At 65.7% G+C, this 20,965-nt stretch carries 16 protein-coding genes; 11 read left to right on the top strand and 5 right to left on the bottom strand.

The annotated features are described in order from the left end of the window. Nucleotides 1–9: 9 nt before the first annotated feature. From ACW2Q0_RS02085 to ACW2Q0_RS02070, 4 genes are all read left to right on the top strand, one after another. Entirely contained in the window at nucleotides 10–759 is a 750-nt protein-coding gene (locus tag ACW2Q0_RS02085; protein ID WP_457185471.1) for a crotonase/enoyl-CoA hydratase family protein, read from the top strand. Between the two features lie 179 nt (nucleotides 760–938). Then, nucleotides 939–2,048: a DUF4185 domain-containing protein gene (locus ACW2Q0_RS02080; protein ID WP_457185469.1), complete on the top strand. Its 1,110-nt coding sequence runs from the start codon at nucleotides 939–941 to the stop codon at nucleotides 2,046–2,048. A gap of 123 nt (nucleotides 2,049–2,171) precedes the next feature. Continuing rightward, a complete protein-coding gene (locus ACW2Q0_RS02075) occupies nucleotides 2,172–3,419 on the top strand; it encodes an erythromycin esterase family protein (protein ID WP_457185467.1) in 1,248 nt (415 codons plus the stop codon). A 99-nt stretch (nucleotides 3,420–3,518) separates the two neighbouring features. Beyond that, the gene (locus ACW2Q0_RS02070; RefSeq protein ID WP_457185465.1) at nucleotides 3,519–4,217 is read left to right on the top strand and encodes a class I SAM-dependent methyltransferase; all 699 of its coding nucleotides are present in this window, start codon (nucleotides 3,519–3,521) and stop codon (nucleotides 4,215–4,217) included. A 24-nt stretch (nucleotides 4,218–4,241) separates the two neighbouring features. On the opposite strand, the gene ACW2Q0_RS02065 is transcribed toward ACW2Q0_RS02070, so the two are convergent. Continuing rightward, entirely contained in the window at nucleotides 4,242–4,838 is a 597-nt protein-coding gene (locus tag ACW2Q0_RS02065) for an alpha/beta hydrolase family protein (RefSeq protein ID WP_457185463.1), read from the bottom strand. Between the two features lie 312 nt (nucleotides 4,839–5,150). On the opposite strand from ACW2Q0_RS02065, the gene ACW2Q0_RS02060 reads away from it, so the two are divergent. After that, the gene (locus tag ACW2Q0_RS02060; RefSeq protein ID WP_457185461.1) at nucleotides 5,151–6,986 is read left to right on the top strand and encodes an acyl-CoA dehydrogenase; all 1,836 of its coding nucleotides are present in this window, start codon (nucleotides 5,151–5,153) and stop codon (nucleotides 6,984–6,986) included. A gap of 50 nt (nucleotides 6,987–7,036) precedes the next feature. On the opposite strand, the gene ACW2Q0_RS02055 is transcribed toward ACW2Q0_RS02060, so the two are convergent. Beyond that, nucleotides 7,037–8,161 carry a diguanylate cyclase gene (locus tag ACW2Q0_RS02055; protein ID WP_457185459.1) on the bottom strand — a complete coding sequence of 375 codons (1,125 nt, stop codon included), beginning with the start codon at nucleotides 8,159–8,161 and terminating at the stop codon, nucleotides 7,037–7,039. A 273-nt stretch (nucleotides 8,162–8,434) separates the two neighbouring features. Between ACW2Q0_RS02055 and ACW2Q0_RS02050 the strand changes: the two genes are divergently transcribed. After that, a complete protein-coding gene (locus ACW2Q0_RS02050; protein ID WP_457185457.1) occupies nucleotides 8,435–9,538 on the top strand; it encodes a DUF4185 domain-containing protein in 1,104 nt (367 codons plus the stop codon). A 7-nt stretch (nucleotides 9,539–9,545) separates the two neighbouring features. On the opposite strand, the gene ACW2Q0_RS02045 is transcribed toward ACW2Q0_RS02050, so the two are convergent. Continuing rightward, nucleotides 9,546–11,195: a VanW family protein gene (locus ACW2Q0_RS02045; protein ID WP_457185455.1), complete on the bottom strand. Its 1,650-nt coding sequence runs from the start codon at nucleotides 11,193–11,195 to the stop codon at nucleotides 9,546–9,548. A 668-nt stretch (nucleotides 11,196–11,863) separates the two neighbouring features. Between ACW2Q0_RS02045 and gnd the strand changes: the two genes are divergently transcribed. The 3 genes from gnd to ACW2Q0_RS02030 all read left to right on the top strand — a co-directional run bounded on the left by gnd (nucleotide 11,864) and on the right by ACW2Q0_RS02030 (nucleotide 15,274). Then, nucleotides 11,864–12,895: a phosphogluconate dehydrogenase (NAD(+)-dependent, decarboxylating) gene (gnd, locus tag ACW2Q0_RS02040; protein ID WP_457185453.1), complete on the top strand. Its 1,032-nt coding sequence runs from the start codon at nucleotides 11,864–11,866 to the stop codon at nucleotides 12,893–12,895. Between the two features lie 132 nt (nucleotides 12,896–13,027). Then, entirely contained in the window at nucleotides 13,028–13,411 is a 384-nt protein-coding gene (locus tag ACW2Q0_RS02035) for a TIGR03618 family F420-dependent PPOX class oxidoreductase (protein WP_457186077.1), read from the top strand. Nucleotides 13,412–14,137: 726 nt separating this feature from the next. Beyond that, on the top strand, nucleotides 14,138–15,274 hold the full coding sequence (locus tag ACW2Q0_RS02030; RefSeq protein ID WP_457185451.1) for a nitric oxide synthase oxygenase: 1,137 nt from the start codon (nucleotides 14,138–14,140) through the stop codon (nucleotides 15,272–15,274). Nucleotides 15,275–15,657: 383 nt separating this feature from the next. On the opposite strand, the gene ACW2Q0_RS02025 is transcribed toward ACW2Q0_RS02030, so the two are convergent. After that, nucleotides 15,658–16,974: an acetyl-CoA C-acetyltransferase gene (locus ACW2Q0_RS02025; protein WP_457185449.1), complete on the bottom strand. Its 1,317-nt coding sequence runs from the start codon at nucleotides 16,972–16,974 to the stop codon at nucleotides 15,658–15,660. Nucleotides 16,975–17,209: 235 nt separating this feature from the next. Here ACW2Q0_RS02025 and ACW2Q0_RS02020 point away from each other — a divergent pair, with 235 nt between their 5' ends. After that, nucleotides 17,210–18,568: a 3-oxoacyl-ACP reductase gene (locus tag ACW2Q0_RS02020; RefSeq protein ID WP_457185447.1), complete on the top strand. Its 1,359-nt coding sequence runs from the start codon at nucleotides 17,210–17,212 to the stop codon at nucleotides 18,566–18,568. Then, on the top strand, nucleotides 18,568–19,434 hold the full coding sequence (locus tag ACW2Q0_RS02015) for a MaoC/PaaZ C-terminal domain-containing protein (protein WP_457186075.1): 867 nt from the start codon (nucleotides 18,568–18,570) through the stop codon (nucleotides 19,432–19,434). The genes ACW2Q0_RS02020 and ACW2Q0_RS02015 overlap by 1 nt, the downstream gene beginning before the upstream one ends. 178 nt (nucleotides 19,435–19,612) lie before the next feature. Here the strand turns inward: ACW2Q0_RS02015 and ACW2Q0_RS02010 are convergent, their stop codons facing one another. After that, on the bottom strand, nucleotides 19,613–20,851 hold the full coding sequence (locus tag ACW2Q0_RS02010) for a DUF5685 family protein (RefSeq protein WP_457186073.1): 1,239 nt from the start codon (nucleotides 20,849–20,851) through the stop codon (nucleotides 19,613–19,615). Between the last annotated feature and the right edge of the window lie 114 nt (nucleotides 20,852–20,965).

The raw sequence follows: 20,965 nt of genomic DNA, 5'->3' as shown, positions 1-20,965 counted from the left end.
GATCCGCGTGTGGCCTCGAATATCGCGCTTCGGTTGGTCGACGACCGCGCCTACGTCACGCTGGACCGGCCCGATAAACACAACGGCCTGACCATCGAGATGCTGCGCGATCTCGTCACGACGGCGCATGCCGTCGCGGGGCAGAAGAAGGTCCGCGCGGTCATCCTGTCCGGTAACGGTCCGAGTTTCAGCAGCGGCCTCGATATCGCGGGGGCCAGCGGCGATCCGCTCGCCGCCATCCGCGGCTTCATCCCGCTGCCCTGGCGCGGCACCAACACCTTCCAGGAGGCCTGCTGGGCCTGGCGTCGGCTCTCGGTGCCGGTGATCGCCGCGGTCCACGGCCACTGCTACGGCGGCGGACTGCAGATCGCACTGGCCGCCGACGTCCGCTTCGCCAGCCCCGACGCCGAATTCTCGGTAATGGAGGCCAAACATGGTCTGGTCCCGGATATGACCGGCGCGGCGACACTGTCCCGGCTGATCGGTATCGACAGGGCGCTGCTGCTGACCATGACCGCCGATATCGTGGACGCCGCCTACGCCGAGCGGATCGGCCTGGTCACCGAGGTGACCGCGGACCCGGTCGCGGCGGCGGAAAGACTCGCTGATCGCATCGCACTGCGCTCACCGCACGCCGTCGCGGGAGCCAAACAACTCTTCGACCGCTCCTGGCATGCCTCGGCCCGCCGTACCTTCGCCATCGAGCGGGCCACCCAACTGCCATTGATCCTGCGGCAGGCCATATCCCGTCGTCGCTGATCACAATTCAGGTAGCGCGCCGCTTACAATTCTCCAGACGAATCACGCAACCCACCATTTTCCCCAGTTTCGCTGTTAGCATCTTGAACGATTTGCCAGCCAGCCGAAATGTGACACGGCACACGGGTGGGGGGCCTGCGTATCGTGCCGCTTCGGCCAGAACCGGAGGGCTTCGAGACTTGAACAGAACCGCGTCTGCTCTGCTCTCGGCACTGGCAGGAGCATCGGCCTTGCTCCTCGTTGCGACTACCCCAGCCACGGCGAACCCCAATGCGATAAACCCGATCCCGGTGTTGAACGGCACCAATGGATTACCCAATCTGGTCGGCCGGACCAGGGCGGTATTTCAGGTGACCGGCATGGCCAGCCCCAACAGCACCCAGGCCTATAACGTGCTGGGCACCGATCTGGGCATCATGTGGGATAACGGCAACGACGAGATGCTGACCGCATTCGGCGATACCGCCGGATTCGGTCTGCCGAATCTGCTCGCGGGCAGCGCCTGGGCGTGGCGCAGCAATATTCTTGTGCGCAGCCATACCCACGATCCGTCCAACGGCCTCTACTTCGACAGCGTCGTGCGCGATATCTTCGGTCAGGCGCGCGATCTGATTCCGAGCCCGAAGATTCCATTCGTGGAGATCAGCCGGATCCCCACCGCGGGCATTTCGGTCAACGGCGTTCAGTATATGAGCCTGATGTCGGTGCAGAGCTGGGACGATATCGGCCGGTGGACCACGAATTTCTCCGGCCTCGCGGCCTCCGGCGATAACGGTGAGACCTGGGGCGAGCTACCGGAGACCAGACGCCCGAATGACGGCGGTAACGCCAACTTCCAGATGAACGCCTTCGTCAAGAACGGCGGTTACGTCTACGAATACGGCACCAAATCCGGACGCAACCAGGCCGCGTATGTCGGGCGGGTGCGTGAAGGCGATATCGCGAATCTGGGCGAGTACGAGTACTGGGACGGCGAGCACTGGAGCAAGAAAGGCGATGTCAACGCCGCGGCGCCGATCATGGGGGGCGTCGGCGAGATGTCGGTGATGTACAACGAGTACCTCGGGCAGTTCATCTCGCTCACCACCGATCCGTTCAATTCGGTGGTCATGCGGCGGGCCGGCTCGCCCGCGGGTCCCTGGAGCGATCCCGAGGTGCTGATCGACACCCGCGAACTCCCGGCCGCGTACGCCCCGTCGATCTTCCCGTACCAAACCGGGCGTGACCTGTACTTTCTCACCACGGTCCACACGCAGTACAACGTCATCCTGATGCGCACCTCCCTCTAGTCCCCCAGCAGCACATCGCCGCGATACACCGCGGCCGTGTGCCTACATTCCGCCGACTTGACCTCAACAATACTTCAGGTACAAAGCTGGGTTGCGTTGCGGCGTCGAGCTTCGGGAGAGACCATGGACACCACATTGGAATCCAGCGAATCGGATACCGGCACTTCGGATTTGCACGAATGGCTACGCGCGCTGGCGCGGCCGATTTTCGATGCGGATTCGAATAGCACCGGATCCGATATCGCGACATTGACCGAGCACCTCGGGTCGGCGACCGTGGTCGGTCTGGGTGAGTCGACCCGGTTCTCCCGGCAGACCTTCGGACTGCGTGAGCGGATATTCCGACGACTTGTCATGGAATACGGTTTCCGCGTGCTCGCGGTGCAGGACAGTGCACGTTCCGGCGAGCGGCTCGATGCCTATGTGCAGACCGGCGCGGGTGACCCAGAATCAGTGCTGGTGGGCGCGTGGCGGCCGACCCGGACCACCGAAATGGCGGCGGCACTGGAGTGGATTCGCAAATTCAATGCCGACCATCCGAACAATCCGGTACGGATTTTCGGCGTCGAGCCACCACGCGCAGAACCGTCGGATTACGATGCGGTGCTGGATTACGTCCGGCAACAGGCGCCGGATCGATTGGCCGCCATGGAATCCCACCTCACCCCGATCCGCACGGCACATCAGATCGATGAACATGTGCAGCGCCATCAGGGAATTCACCCCGGCCGACCGTTCGTCGACAACGCACGCGATGCCTTGGCATTATTCGAAAATCTGCCGGCGACAACAGAATCGGAAAATGCGCTGACGCATCTGCGGCTCATTGTCGAATTCCACGAGAAGAGCGCCGCCGGGCAGGGCGGTTTCGCGCGCGACGAACACCCCGCCGCGGATCGGGTCATCGAATGGCAGCAGGAAACCGGCGCGAAGATCGCGTATTGGGACGGTATCGCCCACACCGCCGCCATCAGCCTCGGCGATGGTCCGGCCGAAACCTCCGAATTCCGCGGTACCGGCAGCTATCTGCGCGAAAAGTTCGGCGCCCGATACATTTCGGTGGCCATCGGTTTCCACCACGGGAATCTCGGAACGGCGGTGGCGCCGGAACCGCTGCCGGACCTGGTCGACGCGGAACTCGGCGCGGTGAATCGGCGCATCTTCTATATCGACTTGCACAGCGACGCACCGGAATCGGTGCGGCCGTGGCTGCAGGGTCCGGCGAAGCTGCGCACGATCAGCGGCGTCTACGATCCGGACAAAGACGCTACCGCGCACATCACCGTGCGATCCCTCGCGGACGCTTTCGATGTACTCGTCCATATCCGCGAAACCTCGCCGGTGCATTGGTTGCCGCAATCGAGCGCTTAGGGCTCGAGCCCGGCGCCCGCGGCAGTGGCACCGGCAGCAGCAGCGGGATCACGGGTGCGCGGCGATCGCCCGGTGCCTGGTGCAAATACACTCGCGCATATGGACGCGACCGATTGGGACACGCGGTATGCGCGGAGTGAACTGGTCTGGGGTGCGCCGCCGAACAGCACCGTGGTGGAACACGTCTATGGGCTGGAGCGGATCACCCCGTTGCTGCCGGACACCCCCGACGGCGAACCGCCCGCCCTGCCGCGTGCCCTGGATCTCGCCTGCGGCGAAGGCCGCAACGCATTGTGGCTGGCCACGCACGGCTGGCACGTGCATGCCGTCGACTATTCACAGGTGGGCATCGATAAGGGCCGCACCATCGCGACCCGGCTGTCTCGCTCGGTCCGCGGCCGAATCAGTTGGCAGTGCGCCGATGTCACCGACCTGGACGCCGCGGGCATCAGCGGCCCGTACGAACTCGTGCTGATGGTCTTCTTGCACCTGCCCGCCGAACAACGCCGTCAACTGGTGCGGCGCCTCGCCGATCTCCTCACCCCCGCCGGCACCCTGCTGATCCTCGGCCACGACACCATCAATCTCACCGAAGGGTTCGGCGGTCCGCAGGACCCGTCGGTCCTGTTCACCCCCGACGACATCATCGCCGACCTCGGCGCCGACCCCGATCGCATCCGAGTCCGCATCGCCGACCGCGTCTACCGCCCTACCGAGGGGCGCGAGGCCATCGACGCCCTGGTCGTCGCCACCAAACCCGCCGCGACCCCGCCCGCCATCGAACCCGCGTCCAGCTGAGACCGTCGCCGGGCCGCACGTGCACTACCCGGACCAGTGTTGCAGCCACGGGGTGACCGTATCGGTGATGATGTCGAATCCCGAGCGAAAAGAATGCGGCTGACCAGGGATAACCCGCACCTCGGCGGCATCGGCGGGGTCCGGGATGCCGAATGGGTCGTTCGCGCCGTTGATCACGACGACTTCGATATCGCCGGGGGCGAGCAGTTCCTCGCGACGTGTCTTCTCCGGCTTACCCGGCGGATGCAGCGGAAAAGACAGCGCGAGTACACCGCGCGCGTCGGCGGCGATGGCGGTGCGGCAGGCCACCCGGGCACCATTGCTGCGCCCACCTTGGATCAGCGGGACCTTGCGCACCCACTTGCGCAGGTCGGCGACGATCTCCAGCCAGGCCTCGTCCTGCTTGACCGCGGAACCGGGCGCGCGTCGTCCGGCGACCCGATACGGCTGCACCACCCGCGCCACCGCACCGCCCAGTTCATAGGCACGATCGCGCACGGTGAGCAGGTCTTTCGCGTCCACACCGCCACCGGATCCGTGTGTGAGCAGCAGTAGGAATGTCGCCTTGCGCGGCTTGTCGAGCTCGATCTCCGCGGGCCCGGCACTCGTCTCGATTCGCACATTTCCACGGTAATCCCGAGCTATCCGGAGCCGCCCAGCCACCCGCGGCGCACGGGACACAAGGCAATGCATCGGCAAACCTGGCTCGGGCAGCCCATACGCGAGCCGTAGACGATCGGCAACGCATTCGATTGTTGTCCGCGTCACATTGTCCACTCGAACCTTTGCGACCCTATTACCGACCGGTAATATAGCATTAAGTTACCCGCGAGTAGCATGCGGTGAACCGGCACGGCTACCCGGTTGACGAACAGCGGGCGGGAACGGCAACCAACCGACCGCACCAACTCAACGGAGAGTGAGTACACAGACATGGGCCACTACAAGAGCAACGTCCGCGACCTGGAGTTCAACCTCTTCGAGGTACTCGGCCTCGGCACCATCCTCGACAGCGACGCCTACGGCGATCTCGATACCGAGACCGTCAAGGAGATGCTCAACGAGGTACGTCGCTTGGCCGAGGGCCCGCTGGCCGATTCGTTCGTCGACGGTGACCGCAACCCGCCGACCTTCGATCCCGAAACCCACACGGTCACTCTCCCCGAATCCTTCAAGAAGTCCTACCGCGCGCTGGAAGACGCTGGCTGGGCCAAGGTCGCCGTCCGCGAGGAGCTGGGTGGCCTCGGTGCTCCGAGCGCCGTCTCCTGGGCGCTCGGCGAGATGATCCTCGGCGCCAACCCGCCTGCTCAGATGTACGCCGCCGGCGCCGGTTTCGCGCAGGTGTTCTACAACAACGGCACCGACGAACAGAAGAAGTGGGCGCAGATCATCGCCGACCGCAACTGGGGCGCCACCATGGTCCTGACCGAGCCGGATGCCGGTTCGGATGTCGGCGCCGGCCGCACCAAAGCGATTAAGCAGGAGGACGGATCCTGGCACATCGAGGGCGTCAAACGCTTCATCACCTCGGGTGACTCCGACGACCTGTTCGAAAACATCATGCACCTGGTGCTGGCCCGCCCCGAGGGCGCCGGTCCGGGCACCAAGGGCCTGTCGCTGTTCTACGTGCCGAAGTGGCACTTCGACTTCGAGACCCAGACCCTGGGCGACCGCAACGGTGTCTTGGTCACCAATGTCGAGCACAAGATGGGTATCAAGGTCTCGGCTACCTGTGAGCTCACCTTCGGCGGCCACGGCGTACCCGCCAAGGGCTGGCTGGTCGGCGAGGTGCACAACGGCATCGCGCAGATGTTCGACGTCATCGAGAACGCCCGCATGATGGTGGGCACCAAGGCCATCGCGACCCTGTCGACCGGTTACCTGAACGCTCTCGACTACGCCAAGCAGCGCGTCCAGGGCGCGGACCTGACCCAGATGACCGACAAGGCCGCCCCGCGCGTCACCATTACCCACCACCCGGATGTGCGCCGCAGCCTGGCCATGCAGAAGGCGTACGCCGAGGGTCTGCGCGCCATCTACCTCTACACCGCCGCGCACCAGGACGCGGATATCGCCGAGCTGGTCTCCGGCGCGGATGCGGATATGGCCTTCCGGGTGAACGATCTGCTGCTGCCGATCGTCAAGGGTGTCGGTTCCGAACGGGCCTACCAGTACCTGACCGAATCGCTGCAGACCTTCGGTGGCTCCGGCTTCCTGCAGGACTACCCGATCGAGCAGTACATTCGCGACGCGAAGATCGACTCGCTCTACGAGGGCACCACCGCCATCCAGGCGCAGGACTTCTTCTTCCGCAAGATCGCCCGCGACCGCGGGGTAGCGCTGGCCCATGTGACCGGCCAGGTGCAGAAGTTCATCGAGTCCGAGGCGGGCAACGGTCGCCTCAAGGCCGAGCGCAAGCTGCTGGCCATCGCGCTCGAGGATGTGCAGGCCATGACCGCCACGCTGACCGGGTACCTGATGGGCGCCCAGGAGCAGCCGACCGAGCTGTACAAGGTCGGTCTGGGTGCGGTGCGCTTGCTGCTCGCGGTCGGTGACCTGCTCATCGGCTGGCAGCTGCTGCGTCAGGCCGATGTCGCCATCCAGGCCCTCGACATTGGCGCGGCCGGTGCCGACGAAACCTTCTACCAGGGCAAGGTCGGCGTCGCGCAGTTCTTCGCACGCAATGTGCTGCCGGAGCTGACCGCGACGCGCACCATCCTGTCCAACTTGGACAACGACATTATGGAACTGGACGAAGCGGCGTTCTGATCCAAGAGATTTCGCACACAGCGGCCCCGGATTTTCCGGGGCCGCTGGTGTTATTCGATGCGGCGCACCATCTCCAGGGTGGGCTCGATGAGCTGGATCGTCGGCTGTTCCGGATCTTCGGCCAGCACAACGGTATTGCCGCCCAGCCGTTTCGCCCGATACATCGCGGCGTCAGCACACCGCAGCAGCAACCGCGGCCGTCCAGCGTCCGCGCGGCCGTCACATACCGCGACACCCACACTGGCCGTGACGGTGACGGGTATGCCGGAGGTCTCCGCGACGGCCTGGCGCAATCGCTCGCCCAGACCCAGCGCCGCCACGCGATCCAAGTGAACGACCACCGCGAATTCTTCCCCGCCCGTCCGGGCGACCACGGCATCGGAATCGGCTGCGGCGCGCAACCGCCCGGCAGTCGAGGCCAGCACCTCGTCACCGATGGTGTGGCCGAAGGTGTCGTTTACCGCCTTGAAGCTGTCGAGGTCGAGGGTGATGATGCACAGTTGCTCCTGGTACCGGGAGCGGTGCAGGTAATAGTCGAGTCCGCGGCGATTCAGCAGTGTGGTCAGCGGGTCGGAAAGCACATCGACGCGCAGCACCCAATAGCAGAATTGCAGCGCGGGCAGCACGACGACGATGGCCGCGACCATGATCAACACCATCGCACCGGCCAGCGCGAGATCGTCGCGCTGCGCATCGGCCACCAGCAATACGGCCAGCGCACCCACCGTGAGCAGCGACCACCCGGCGTGCGCGGCGAGCGCCTTCGGGCTGTGGAAGAACGTGATGTAGGCGCCGGTGACCACGAGCAGCATCGCACTCAGTGCGCCGTACACCCGATCGCTGTCGACCAGGCACGATGCCGTGATCGCGAGATCCGCCCAGATCAACATGGCGAGTGAGGTGAGGGCGCGGGGCCATGGGAAAAGCCACCAGCGGATCGTCCAGACCGCGGCGGTCGCACCGGCCGCCGCGAAGATGGTGCGGCCAGCGGGTCCACTCGGACCGGCGGGCGACATCCAGATCAGGATGTTGATCACGAGCATCAACGCACCACCCGCACCGATGATCGCCTTGATCAGGCGCAGCCCGGAATGGGATTCGAGAGTACGCACGAACCAGCTGTAATGCGCCGGATCGCGCCACCAACTACGAAGTATCGCGCGACTGTCACCCATGGAGCCACCCCCTAGCGTTCACGAAATCGTGCTGGATGTATCGAACAGCTGCCGTTACGAGCGACCGTTGAGCCATCGCCAACGCTGTTGCATTCGACGATCGGTGTGCGCCTCGCCTGCGGTGGCAGGCCAGCCCCTTGTGAAGCCCCCATCTCCTGGTGCTCCCAGTGTAGCGATGATCACACGCCGACCTCTACTACGCGGGCGCCGGACAGAGATCACGAAACCGGGCACAATGACCGGGCAGACCGCGCGCAAGAAGGGATCGTCCGGATGAACCGATCGCTGTCCGCGTTCACCAGAGCCGGTGTACTCTCCGCCGCACTCGCTATCGGGCTGGCCGGACCGGCCGCCGCCGATCCGAACCTCTTGATTCCCATTCCCGGCATCAATCCCATCCCCGGCATCAACGGACAGCCACGTGGCCTGCCGCACTTACCCGGACGGACCCAGGCGGTCTTCCAGATGACCGGTCTGGACAGCCCCAATCGCACCCAGAACGTCAACGTGCTCGGTACCGACCTCGGCGTCATGTGGGACGACGGCAACGGCCGGATGATCACCGCCTTCGGCGACAGTGCGGGCCTGGGTTTGCCCAACCTGCTCGTCGGCAGTGTCTTCGCCTGGAACAGCCAGGTGCTTTTCCACAGCTCGACCAAGGATCCGTCGCAGGGGATCTCCTTCGAGGGAGCCGTGACCAATCCGCTGCCCAGCCCGAAGATTCCGGGTATCGAGATCAGTCTCATTCCGACAGCGGGCATTTCGGTCGGCGGTGTGCAATACATGAGCCTGATGTCGGTGCGTGAATGGGGTGAGCATGGCAAATGGTCGACCAACTTCTCCACCCTCGCCGCCTCCGGTGACGGCGGGCAGACCTGGACCCCACTGACCACGACCCGGCGCGCGAATGTGGACGGACATCAGAACTTTCAGCAGAACGCGTTCCTGAAGGACGCCGGTTATGTCTACCGCTACGGCACCCCGGCCGGTCGGCTGAATCCCGGATTCATCTCGCGGGCAAAAGAATCCGATATCGCCGAGCTCGATCGCTACGAGTACTGGGACGGCAAGCAGTGGAAGCCCGAAGCCAAGGACGCCACACCGATCGTGGGAGATGTCAGCGAGCTGTCGGTGCGGTGGAACGAGCATCTCGGCAAATTCATCATGCTGACCACTGATTCCCGGAATTCGGTAGTGCTGCGCACCGCATCGGCGCCGGAAGGACCGTGGAGCGAGCCGGAGGTGCTCGTCGACGGTCCCGCACTACCGAGCGCCTACGCGCCGATGATCTTCCCGTATCAGACCGGTAGTGACCTGTACTTCTTGCTCTCGGTATGGAACCAGTACAACGTGCTGCTGATGCGAACCCCGTTGTAGGAGTTGCCTACTCGCATTTCACGACCGGCACCGGGTCGTATTTCACCGTCCGCGTGGAGCGCGAAATCTGCCGGCCGGTTTTGCGGTCGGTGATGACTCGGGTATCGGAGATGGTGAAGCCCGGTGCACCTTCGGTGGCGATGCAGTCCTTGCCTTTCGGGAGATTGATCTCGCTGGGCTCGGTGGGCTTGGTCTTCTCGCCGGTGATGGATTCGACGTTCACCGTCTTGGTGCCCCAGAGTCGGACCGTGACCTCGGCGTCGGTGGTCGATGTTTCGATGTAGACGCCGGACTGGCTGTTATTGCGGAATTTGAGGTCGATGACGCCGTCGAAGACGGTGGCCTCGCGTGCCGCCGGATAGCGGGAAATGTAGTAGCTGTGCTCGGTGTGACCGGCGTCCTCCATACCGGCGAAATAGGCGGCGTTGTAGAGGGTTGTCGCGAATTGGCTGATGCCGCCGCCGACCGCGGTGCTCGGGCGACCGTGGTCGATAATGCCGGATTCGACATACCCCTCGGCGGTGCCGCGGGGACCGGTGAAGTCGTTGAGCGAGAAGGTTTCTCCCGGCTTGACGAGCGCGCCGTTCACCTTCTCGGCGACCACGCGGATATTCACACCGGACGGACCGCTGAAGCCACTGGTGGTGAATTGACCCATCACCTCGGTGACGCCGAGTGCATTGGCGGCCTCGGTGGTGAGCTTGGGATCGACCTTTTCGTAGACGGCCTGCGCGGTGCGCACCTGCGGGGCGACGATGAGATTCGGCAACTGCTCCAGCGTCTTCGCCCAATTGATCTTGTCGCCGACCACGGCCGGAACCACCGTCGGGTTCGACCCGGTCACGGCGAAGGTCGCATCCTTGGCCTCGACCTCGGACGGCGCGAGTTGCGGGCCGAGCACCCCGAGTGCGAGATCCTGTTTGAAGGTCGCGGCGAGACCGCCGTGGCCATCGGGGGCGAAGGACATGATGGAAGCGATCTGCTCCGGCTCCAACTTACCCACGGCATTGTTCTTGCCCGCGAAGACAATCGGCGCGCTCACCGCCGGTTCGGCGATGGTGTGCAGGGCCTGCTCGACCGCTTCGGCACGCACGGCAATGGGCGCGGCGGTCTCCGGAAGATCGAGCAGCGCACCGAGATACCAGTTTTCGATGACCGCGGTGCGCGCGCTCGGCACATCGAGGATGCGACCGGGTACCGGCGGCACGGCGACCGGGCGGGCGCCGTCGAAGGCGATGGTGCCCTCGACGGTCGCGCGGTCGTGCACGCGCAGGGCGGTGAGCTGGGCATCTAGTGCGTTGTCATCGACGGTGCTCGCGACCGGCACGGTATGGGTGACGAACAGCGAAGTCAACCGGGTGATCGGATTGAGCGGCTGGCCGCCGATACGGGCCCAGGTGGCATCCCAATCCGCCGCCAGCCCAGCGGTTTTGGGGGTGAGCCTGGTCTGCACGTCGCCGATCTGCAGTGGCAGTTGCTGGTCGACGCGCGGATCCACCGCGCTGCGCAGTTCGGCCGCCGCGGCCGCGGTGTCCTTACCGCCGATATCGATTCCGGCCACAACGACGCCACGCGGGACATGACCCGACGAAAGTACCAGGTCCACAATGTAAGCCAGGCCGCATACCACGATAAACGCGCCGACGCCGACGCCCATGCGTTTGGCGATGGGCGATCTCAGCCCGCTCGGCCTGTCCGGCTGTTCGGATGCGCGAAGCCGTGGTCGGCGCCCGGTGGACTCGGTTGCCTCGGACCGCGGAGATTTCCGCAACGGCTCGGTGCGCGCGCAATCCCCGGCCCACTCCGATGACTGAGGTCCGGACAGGGTCTGCTGCGGTGTGTCCGCCGACTGATGTCGCGTCGCCGCCTGTTGCGCCGCCCGCGGCCAGGGCGGGTGCGGCGTCTGATCCGGGCCCGGCGCCTGCTGCGGGACTGTGCGCGGCGGCGGTGGCTGCCGCGGTGTGGCGGATCGCGCCGAATCGAGGAACTGTCGTAGTCCGACCTGGCCGCCTTCGTGTCGGCCAGCTCGCCCGATACTCGATTCGCTCGTCACGAACCGTCCTCCCCGTCGATTGTCAAGGAACTCCCACGGTGCGAGCCCCGCCAACGATAACGATCCGCACCGACATGGTCCGGACAGTAGATCCGGCGCATCGGACCGCGTCACACACGGAAGGGCCCCGCATAGTCGCCGGGTCGGGGGTCTGGCAACTACGCGGAGCCAACCCGTTTATCGCTGCGGTGCACCGCGTGTTACACATGCGCGGGACAATCGAGCTGAACTCCTTCCCACCACGGCTCCACGCGACTAGGGAGATGGATGGAATGCAGCTGGGAATGATCGGCCTAGGTCGGATGGGCGGCAATATCGTGCGCCGGATCGTCAAGGACGGACATACCGCCGTCGGGTACGAGCGCAGACCCAAAATGATCGGCACCCTCGCCGCCGAACTGGGCAGCGATGGTTTCCGGGGCTGCACCGACCTGCGGGACTTCGTGTCCCGACTGGAGATCCCGCGCGTGGTCTGGGTGATGATCCCGGCCGCGGTGACCGGCCAGATGATCGACCAGGTGGCCGAACTGCTCGAGCCAGGCGACATCATCATCGACGGCGGCAACAGCCGCTACCACGACGACATCGCGCGGGCCGCCGCGCTGCACCCCAAGGGCATCCACTACGTGGATATCGGTACCTCCGGCGGAGTGTTCGGACTGGACCGAGGCTTCTGCCTGATGATCGGTGGCGAGGCCGAGCCGGTGGCGCATCTGGATCCGCTGCTGAAGTCCATCGCACCCGGGGTCGAGGCGGCCGAGCGGACGCCGGGCCGCACGGGCGAGCCGTCACCAGCCGAACAGGGCTATCTGCACTGCGGGCCGGCCGGTGCGGGCCATTTCGTGAAGATGGTGCACAACGGCATCGAATACGGCGCGATGGCCGCCTACGCCGAGGGGCTCAACATTCTGCACAAGGCCGATATCGGCGCGACCCACGATGCGCGGGCTTCCGCCGAGGAGACCCCGCTCGACCATCCCGAGTGGTATCGATACGACATCGATGTGCCCGAGGTGACCGAGGTGTGGCGGCGCGGTTCGGTGGTCGCCTCGTGGTTGCTGGATCTCACCGCGAGCGAGCTCTACGCCGATCCGACCCTGCAATCCTTCGACGGCCGGGTATCGGACTCCGGTGAGGGCCGCTGGACCCTCGACGCCGCGATCGATATCGGCGTCCCCGCGCCGGTCCTCGCGGCGGCGCTGTTCGCGCGGTTCTCCTCGCGCGGCGAGGCACTGTACGCGGACAAAATGCTCTCGGCCATGCGTAAGGCGTTCGGCGGCCACCACGAGCTGCCCGCGCAGTAGGACGACGATGTCCACGCCGGCCCCGAACCGCCCGGATCCGAGAACCCGCGCCGATACGCCCCGGAACTCCTGCCGTGCAGTGAATGCCGACAGCCCGACACTCTCGGAGCTCATAGAGTACTGCACGTGAAGATGCCTGAAGACCTCGTCAAGCTGCTACAGCAGCCCGTGCTGTGCTATCTGGCCACGACTATGCGGGACGGGTCGCCGCAGGTCACTCAGACCTGGGTGGACACGGATGGTGAGCACGTGCTGATCAACAGTGTGCTCACGCACGTGAAGACGAAGAACATTCAGCGAGATCCCCGGGTGGCGCTGACGATCACCGATCCCGCGCAGCATCGGCGGTACTTCCAGGTGCGTGGGCGCGTTCAGGAGGTGCGGAAAGAGGGCGCGGCCGAGCACATCGAGGAGCTTGCCCAGCGCTATCTCGGCGGGCCGTACCCGTGGTATGGCGGCCGCGACCAGGTGCGGGTCATGTTCGTCATCAAGCCGCTGCGGATCAGCGGCATCTGAGCCGACGAAGTCCAGCTCCGCCGTATCCCAGCGGACCGGACTCCGACCAGCGAACAGACGCTACTTTGCGGCTGGGGCCAGCTTCGGAATTCCGGGGGTCTCCCGTAGATTCACCCGGATTGAAGCTGTTCCGCTGCGAACTTACGGTGTTTCAGCGGCGTCGAGTCGGAAACCGCCGCGGGCTAGAGGGTCAACCAGGTTGTGATGGTGAGGCTCGTTCAGCATGACCTCGCGGCATGACACCACGGCACAGTCCACGAGACAGGCTGCCTCTGAGGAGGAATCGCTCGACCACCCTTTGCTCACGTCCCGCGCCATTCCGACGTGATTCGGCGTAATTCATTGTTCCAGTTGATGTTAGCCATATGGCGTGGTTGGTCGAAGTGAGTTGATGGGTCGGCATTCCACCGCGACCGCACCCCTGACGTCGATCCCTCGCCCGGATCCGGCCTGGACGGTCGATCCGGCTCCGGCCGCTCGTCGTGCGCGGCATCCCGGGATACGTTGCGAGAAAGCGTCGGACATTGCCGAAAGGTAATGCCCGGCCGAACTTTCCATCGCCCCGATGGACACCCCGCGGGGACCGGTTATCGTTGGCTGGCACGTCCTCACAGCGATCCAACACCGCTTGTGAGCAATATTTCGAAAGCGTATCTTCGCCCGAATCGCCGCACTGCCCGGCGATCGGTGAACAGCGCTGCGCCCTAGGTACGACCGGAGCTGCCCATGAAATCCGCCCTGTCCCCAGACATCGAGCACCCCGCACCCTGCGCCGAAGATTCGGCTCGGCGGCTCCGCGACTGCGAAGAATTCTTTGCTCTGCCAGAACTGGCCGACACACCGCCGAGCCGCCGCCGTGAGGCCCTCGAAGAGTTGCGCCGGACCGGCACCTACACCCATACGTCGTCGGAACTGCTCCTGGGCGCACAACTCGCCTGGCGCAGCCACGCTCGCTGTGTAGGCCGGAACTTCTGGCGGGCACTGACGCTGCTGGACGTCCGGCACGCCCGGTCGGCCGCCGAGCTCGCCGAGGCGTGCTGGCAGCATCTGCGCGAGGCGACCAACGGCGGCGCCATCCGCAGCATGATCACCGTCGGCCCGGCCCGCGACGCGACCGGCCGCGAATTCCGCATCCTCAACGACCAATTGATCCGCTACGCCGGATACCGCACCGCCGCCGGCGGAGTGCTGGGTGATCCGGCCAACGCCCGGACCACCGACATCGCGCAGCGGCTCGGCTGGCGCGGGGCCGGCACGCCCTATGACGTTCTCCCACTGCTGATCCAGACCCCGGAAGGCGCGGTGCACTGGTTCGAGGTACCGTCCGAACTGGTCCACGAGGTCTCGATCGAGCACCCCGATTTCGATTGGTTCACCGATCTGAACCTGAAATGGCATGCACTACCGGCGATTTCGAATATGAACCTCGAGATCGGGGGTGTCACCTACCCTTTCGCCCCGTTCAACGGCTGGTACATGGGCGCCGAGATCGGCGCCCGCAACCTCAGCGACATCGACCGCTACGACATGCTGCCGCACATCGCCGACCGCATGAACCTCGACCGCGCCGGCGAGTACACTCTGTGGCGCGACCAGGCCCTGATCGAACTGAATCGCGCTGTACTGCACAGCTTCCGCCGGGACGGCGTGCGCATCGTGGACCACCACACCGCCGCCCGCTTGTTCTGTGAGCACGTCCGGCGCGAGGAGGCCGCCGGCCGCCGCTGCCCGACCGACTGGACCTGGATCAATCCACCCCTGTCCTCCGGTCTCACCCCCACCTTCCACCGCTACTTCGATCCCCCGGAACCCGACCTACGGCCAGGCTTCTTCCACCGCGACAAGCCGGCCGATGAGGACTGAGCCGCGCGCTCGGCATCGCGGATCAACGATGCCGAGCAGCTGGGACCGGAACTTCCTGATTACCGATTCCCGGACACACAAGAGCCTACGACCGCCGACCCGGCCGCGGATTTATACGTAGCCGGTCCCGCACGGAAACGGTGATCGGGCGCGAGGCCAACAGCCCTGCGACGACGTCTGGATGATCTTTGACGAATAAATGGCGAATCGCCGCAGGTCACCCGGCACAGTCCGGACGATGACCTGCGGCGATGCATGTGGAGGGCACGTCGGTACCTCATCGGGTACGGGCTGACCCAGCCACCACCTACCCGCCGGCCGCCAACGCCACCGTCGGCGCACTTGAAAACCTGGCGCCTGAATATCCGGAGAGGCGGGAGCGCTCAGCGTTCCAGGATCGCCACGACGCCCTGACCGCCGGCAGCACAGATGGAGATCAGCGCACGGCCGGATCCCTTCTCCGCCAACATCTTCGCGGCCGAGGCGACGATGCGCCCGCCGGTCGCGGCGAACGGATGGCCCGCGGCGAGTGAGGAACCGTTGACATTGAGCTTGCCGCGATCGATCGAACCGAGCGCGCCGTCCAGGCCGAGGCGCTCCTTGCAGTACTTATCCGACTCCCACGCCTGCAGGGTGGCCAGTACCACGGAGGCGAAGGCCTCGTGGATCTCGTAGTAGTCGAAGTCCTGCAGGGACAGGCCGTTTCGGGCCAGCAGGCGCGGCACCGCGTAGGTGGGCGCCATCAGCAGGCCGTCGGGGCCGTGGATGTAATCGACGGCGGCGACCTCGGAGTCGACCAAATGGGCGAGCACGGGCAGATTCCGCTCGGTGGCCCATTCCACACTGGACAGCAGCACGGCGGAGGCGCCGTCGGTGAGCGGGGTGGAGTTTCCGGCGGTCATGGTGGCATCGCCCAGTGTGGTGCCGAACACCGGCTTCAGTGTGGCCAGCTTCTCGATGGTCGAACCGGGACGCAGATTGTCATCGCGGGTCAGGCCGAGGAACGGGGTGACCAGATCGTCGAAGAAGCCGCGGTCGTAGGCGGCGGCCATATTCTTGTGCGACAGGTAGGCCAGTTCGTCCTGAGCCTCGCGCGCGATGCCGAATTCCTTGGCGGTGATGGCGGCATGCTCACCCATGGACAGACCGGTGCGCGGTTCGGCATTGCGCGGGATTTCGATGCCGAGCATGGCGGGGCGCAGCTGACCGACGAGCTTGAGGCGGTCCTTATTGCTCTTGGCGCGGTTGGCGTCGAGCATCCACTCGCGCATGGCCTCGCTGACCCCGATCGGGGCATCGGAGGTGGTGTCGGTGCCACCGCCGATACCGGCATCGATGCGACCGGCGGCGATCGCGTCACCGACGGTGACGATCGCCTGCAGACCGGTGCCGCAGGCCAATTGGAGGTCGTGGGCCGGGGTGTATGGGCTGAGCCTGCTGCCGAGCACGCTTTCGCGGATCAAGCCGTGCTCGCCGACGCGCTTGAGCACCGCGCCGCCGGCCACCATGCCGAGGCGCTCGCCCTGCAGGCCGAACCGGCTCACCAGACCGTCCAGCGCGGCGGTGAACATGTCCTGATTCGAGGCGTGGGCGTAGGCCTTGTCGGAGCGGGCGAAGGGAATCCGGTTGCCACCCACGATCGCAACCGGGCGTGGGCCCTTCTTCGCCGTGCTCTTCGGTGAACGGGCTGTGGTTGTCACTCGAGTCTCCAAGGTCTCGTCGGGTGCCCGGTGGGTCGCTCGGCGCGGACGTATCCGCGCAGATCGACGCCCCGTCGCGGTTGGTTTACTTTAAACTTACTCTGGAGTAAGTTTGTTGTCGACACCACACCTGGCAAGTCCGCGTAATTCGCGCCGGGGAGGTAGCGAGCGAGCAGACCATTCGGCAGCGCACGGGCCGAACCACGACATACGAGACACAGAAAAGGGTGGAACAGTGGCAGCAAGCAAGAGCAAGAGTGCGCCCAACCTCTACGGATCGTTCGTGCGCTCCGCGCCCGGCCAGTTCCTGGCCGGCAAGTTGGGACTGCCGCAGCCGGAGCACCTGCGTCGCTACCAGGCCGGTGAGCCGCCGCTGCCTGGTCCGGTACTGCTGGGCGGCAAAGGCCGGGTCGCCGAACCGGTGCGCACCCTGCTGTCGGACTACACCTTCGCCGACGCGCCCGCCTCGGGTCAGAAGTACGGCGCGCTGGTCTTCGACGCGACCGGCATCGGCACGGTCGAGGATCTCGCGCAGCTGTTCGAGTTCTTCCAGCCCGCCATGCGCAGCATCATGGCCTCCGGTCGCATCGTCGTCATCGGCACCACCCCCGAACTGACCGCGGGCGTGGACGAGCAGATCGCCCAGCGCGCACTCGAGGGCTTCACCCGCAGCGTCGCCAAGGAGCTGCGGCGCGGCGCCACCGCCCAGCTGGTCTACCTGCACCCGCAGGCCCCCGCCACCGCGTCCGGTCTGGAATCCACACTGCGCTTCCTGCTTTCGGCCAAGTCGGCATTCGTCGACGGACAGGTCATCCGGGTCGGCAAGGCCGACGCGGTGGCCCCGGCCGCCTGGGACAAGCCGCTCGACGGCAAGGTCGCCGTGGTGACCGGTGCCGCGCGCGGCATCGGCGCGACCATCGCCGAAATATTCGCCCGCGATGGCGCGACCGTGATCGTCGCCGATATCCCGGCCGCCGGTGAGGCCCTTTCGGCCACCGCCAACAAGGTCGGCGGCACCGCGCTCGCGCTCGACGTGACCGCACCGGACGCCGCGCAGAAGCTGGCGGAATTCGCCACCGAGCGCTTCGGCGGCATCGACATCATCGTGCACAACGCCGGTATCACCCGCGACAAGCTACTCGCCAATATGGACGAGGGCCGCTGGAAGTCGGTCATCAACGTCAATCTCGCCGCGCCGCACCGCATTACCGAGGGTCTGGTGGCGCATGGCGCATTGAAGGAAGGCGGTCGCGTTATCGACGTGTCCTCCATCGCGGGCATCGCGGGCAACCGCGGCCAGACCAACTATGGCGCCTCCAAGGCCGGGGTCATCGGCATGGTGCAAGCCGAGGCGCCGAAGCTGGCCGAGAAGGGCATCACCATCAATGCCGTCGCGCCCGGCTTCATCGAAACCGCCATGACCGCGGCCATTCCGCTGGCCACCCGCGAGGCGGGTCGGCTGATGAGCTCGCTGCTGCAGGGCGGACAGACCATCGACGTGGCCGAGACCATCGCCTACTTCGCCAGCCCGGCTTCGAATGCGGTGAGCGGCAATGTGGTTCGGGTCTGCGGTCAGAGCCTGATCGGGGCATGATGACCGAGACGATCACGCTCACCGAACCTCCCAAGAACAGTAGCCTTTTCGTCAAGGCCGCGCTTGGTGCGGTGCCGGTGCCGCTGGTCTCGGCACGCAAATCGACATTGCCCGACCGCGTCGTCCGGTTGACGGGCCTACGCGTGGATCCGGATCACCTGGCCGCCTACTGCCGGGCGACCGGACTGCGCTTCGGCGACTCGCTGCCGCTGACCTACCCGTTCATCCTCAGCTTCCCGCTGGCGATGCGACTCGTGGTGGCACGGGACTTTCCGTTCGTCGCGGTGGGTGCAGTGCACGCGCAGAATCTGATCGAGCGCAATCGCGAGATCTCGGTGAGCGAGCCGCTGGACTTCACCACGCATATCGAGAATCTGCGCGAACACCCGAAGGGGCTGCTGGTGGACGCGATCACCGAAGTGAAGGTCGGCCGGGAGCTGGTGTGGCGTCAGGTCACCACCTTCTTGCACCAGCAGCGCACCTCGCTCTCGGGTGAACCGAAGGGTGAGCCGAAGCCGGAAGAGGTTCCGCCGCCGCCGATGCGGACGGTTCGGGTAGATCAGCAGACGATCACCCGATATGCGGCCGCCTCCGGTGACCACAACCCGATCCACACTTCGACATTGGGCGCCAAGGCCTTCGGCTTCCCGAAGGCGATCGCGCACGGCATGTGGTCGGCCGCGAACATCCTCTCGAATGTCGAAGGGCGGATTCCCGAAAAGGCAAGCTACACGGTCAAATTCGGCAAGCCGATTCTCCTGCCGTCCACGGTGAACGTGTACGCCGACCAGATCGCCGGCGGTTGGGACCTGGCGCTGCTGCACCCGAAGAAGGGGTATCCGCATCTGACGGCCACCCTGCGCTGATTTCGGATCTCGGCCGAAACCGCACCCCGGATCGGGGTGCGGTTTCGCTGTTCACGCGGCTCATCAGGCCGATTCGGCTGCGGCGCACGAATTCTCCTCCCGCGCAGTGAATCGCCGGGCAACTCGGTCCGCGGCGCGGCAGAAGGCGCGCAGTATTGGCTGCGGGGCTGGTCGGGACTCAGCAGTCGCAACCGCAGCCGTCGCAGCAGCAGCCGTCACAGTCGCAGCAGTTGCCGCAGCAGTCGCAACCATCGCAGCAGTCGTCGCAGTCGCAGCTCTTGATCCAGGCCTCTTTGCGCTGACCGCTGCACGGGTTGGTGTGGTCGGCGCAGCAGGCGTATCCGGTGCAGTAGACGCCGAGCACCAATGCCAGTGCCTCGCCGATGCCGGGGCGACGGGGCGGCCTGTCGAATCCGGTACCCGGCGGCATCGGATACTGCATCGTCGCGGTGTGCCGGGACGTGCTACAGGCGTGACCGGACGCGCCGAGGCCGCGGCCGACTCTGCGCACCAGTACGTGCAGTGGATCGAGCAGCATCCAGCGGACGGTGGCGACCTGGTCCAGCTTCGTCTGCGCGACCGCTCGGCGCAACTGCGAATCCGATTGCCGCAGTAGATCGTAGGCCTCGGGCATGCTCGTGCCGGTGGCCGCGAGCGGATTGAAGCGGCCGCGGGTGCGGTCGGCGTCGAAGTCCTCGACGGCATCGGCGAGATGCGCGATCCGCCCGAAATGCAGGCCGGCCTCGCGTAAAGCGGCGACATTCTCCCGACGGTCGGCCAGAACCGCGGTGTGCGCGAAGAATTCCGCGGCGCAGAGCTGCGTCGGCGCGGTCAACTCATCGAGAGAGATTGCGCGAGAGGCATTTTCCGATATCTCGGGCCTACCGCCGAGCAAGCCCCGCGCTCCCGGTTCAGCCGGACCCGAGGGATCGGCACCGGCCAAGGCAAGAGCTTCCAGGTGTGACTGCGAATTGATCGCGGCGACAAGCGGTTCCACATCGAGACCGATCAGGGCAGCCTGTGATCGAGCGCGGTCGGCCCAGCGGTTCGATACCTTCGTCATCGGACGGCGGGTGAGTACCGAGCCGTCACCATCGTCGACATGATCGCGAATCTTGGCCGCTCCCAATAACAGTGACGCGGTGGCAGCCAGCACTACGCCCGGGGAATCCGCACTCGCCACCTCGGCGCGACGCATGCCGCGCAGCGCGCACGGCCCCGCCGTGGTCCGCCCGACCGGGCCGGGCAACTGGGCCTCGGTCAGCATACTCAGGAGGATCGCATCGGTATTGGTCGCCGCCCGCGCCAACTGCCCGTGCCCATCCCGCAACCCCAGACACAGCCCACACATGTGCGTACGCCATTGGCCCGGATCGATCCCGTATTTCTCGGCCCCATGCGAACACGGCCGCAACATCCCGAACAATTCCGCCCCGTTCCCCGACCACTACGCCGGTCCACTCTCTTGATCTCCCGCACTCTGGCAGCCCGTTAACACCGCCGCAAGCCGGGCCGGTCCCGCGGCGCACGG

This window comes from Nocardia citri (assembly GCF_054065835.1).
The sequence above is the reverse complement of the archived record's forward strand: the minus strand, read 5'-3'. Positions and strand labels throughout refer to the sequence as shown.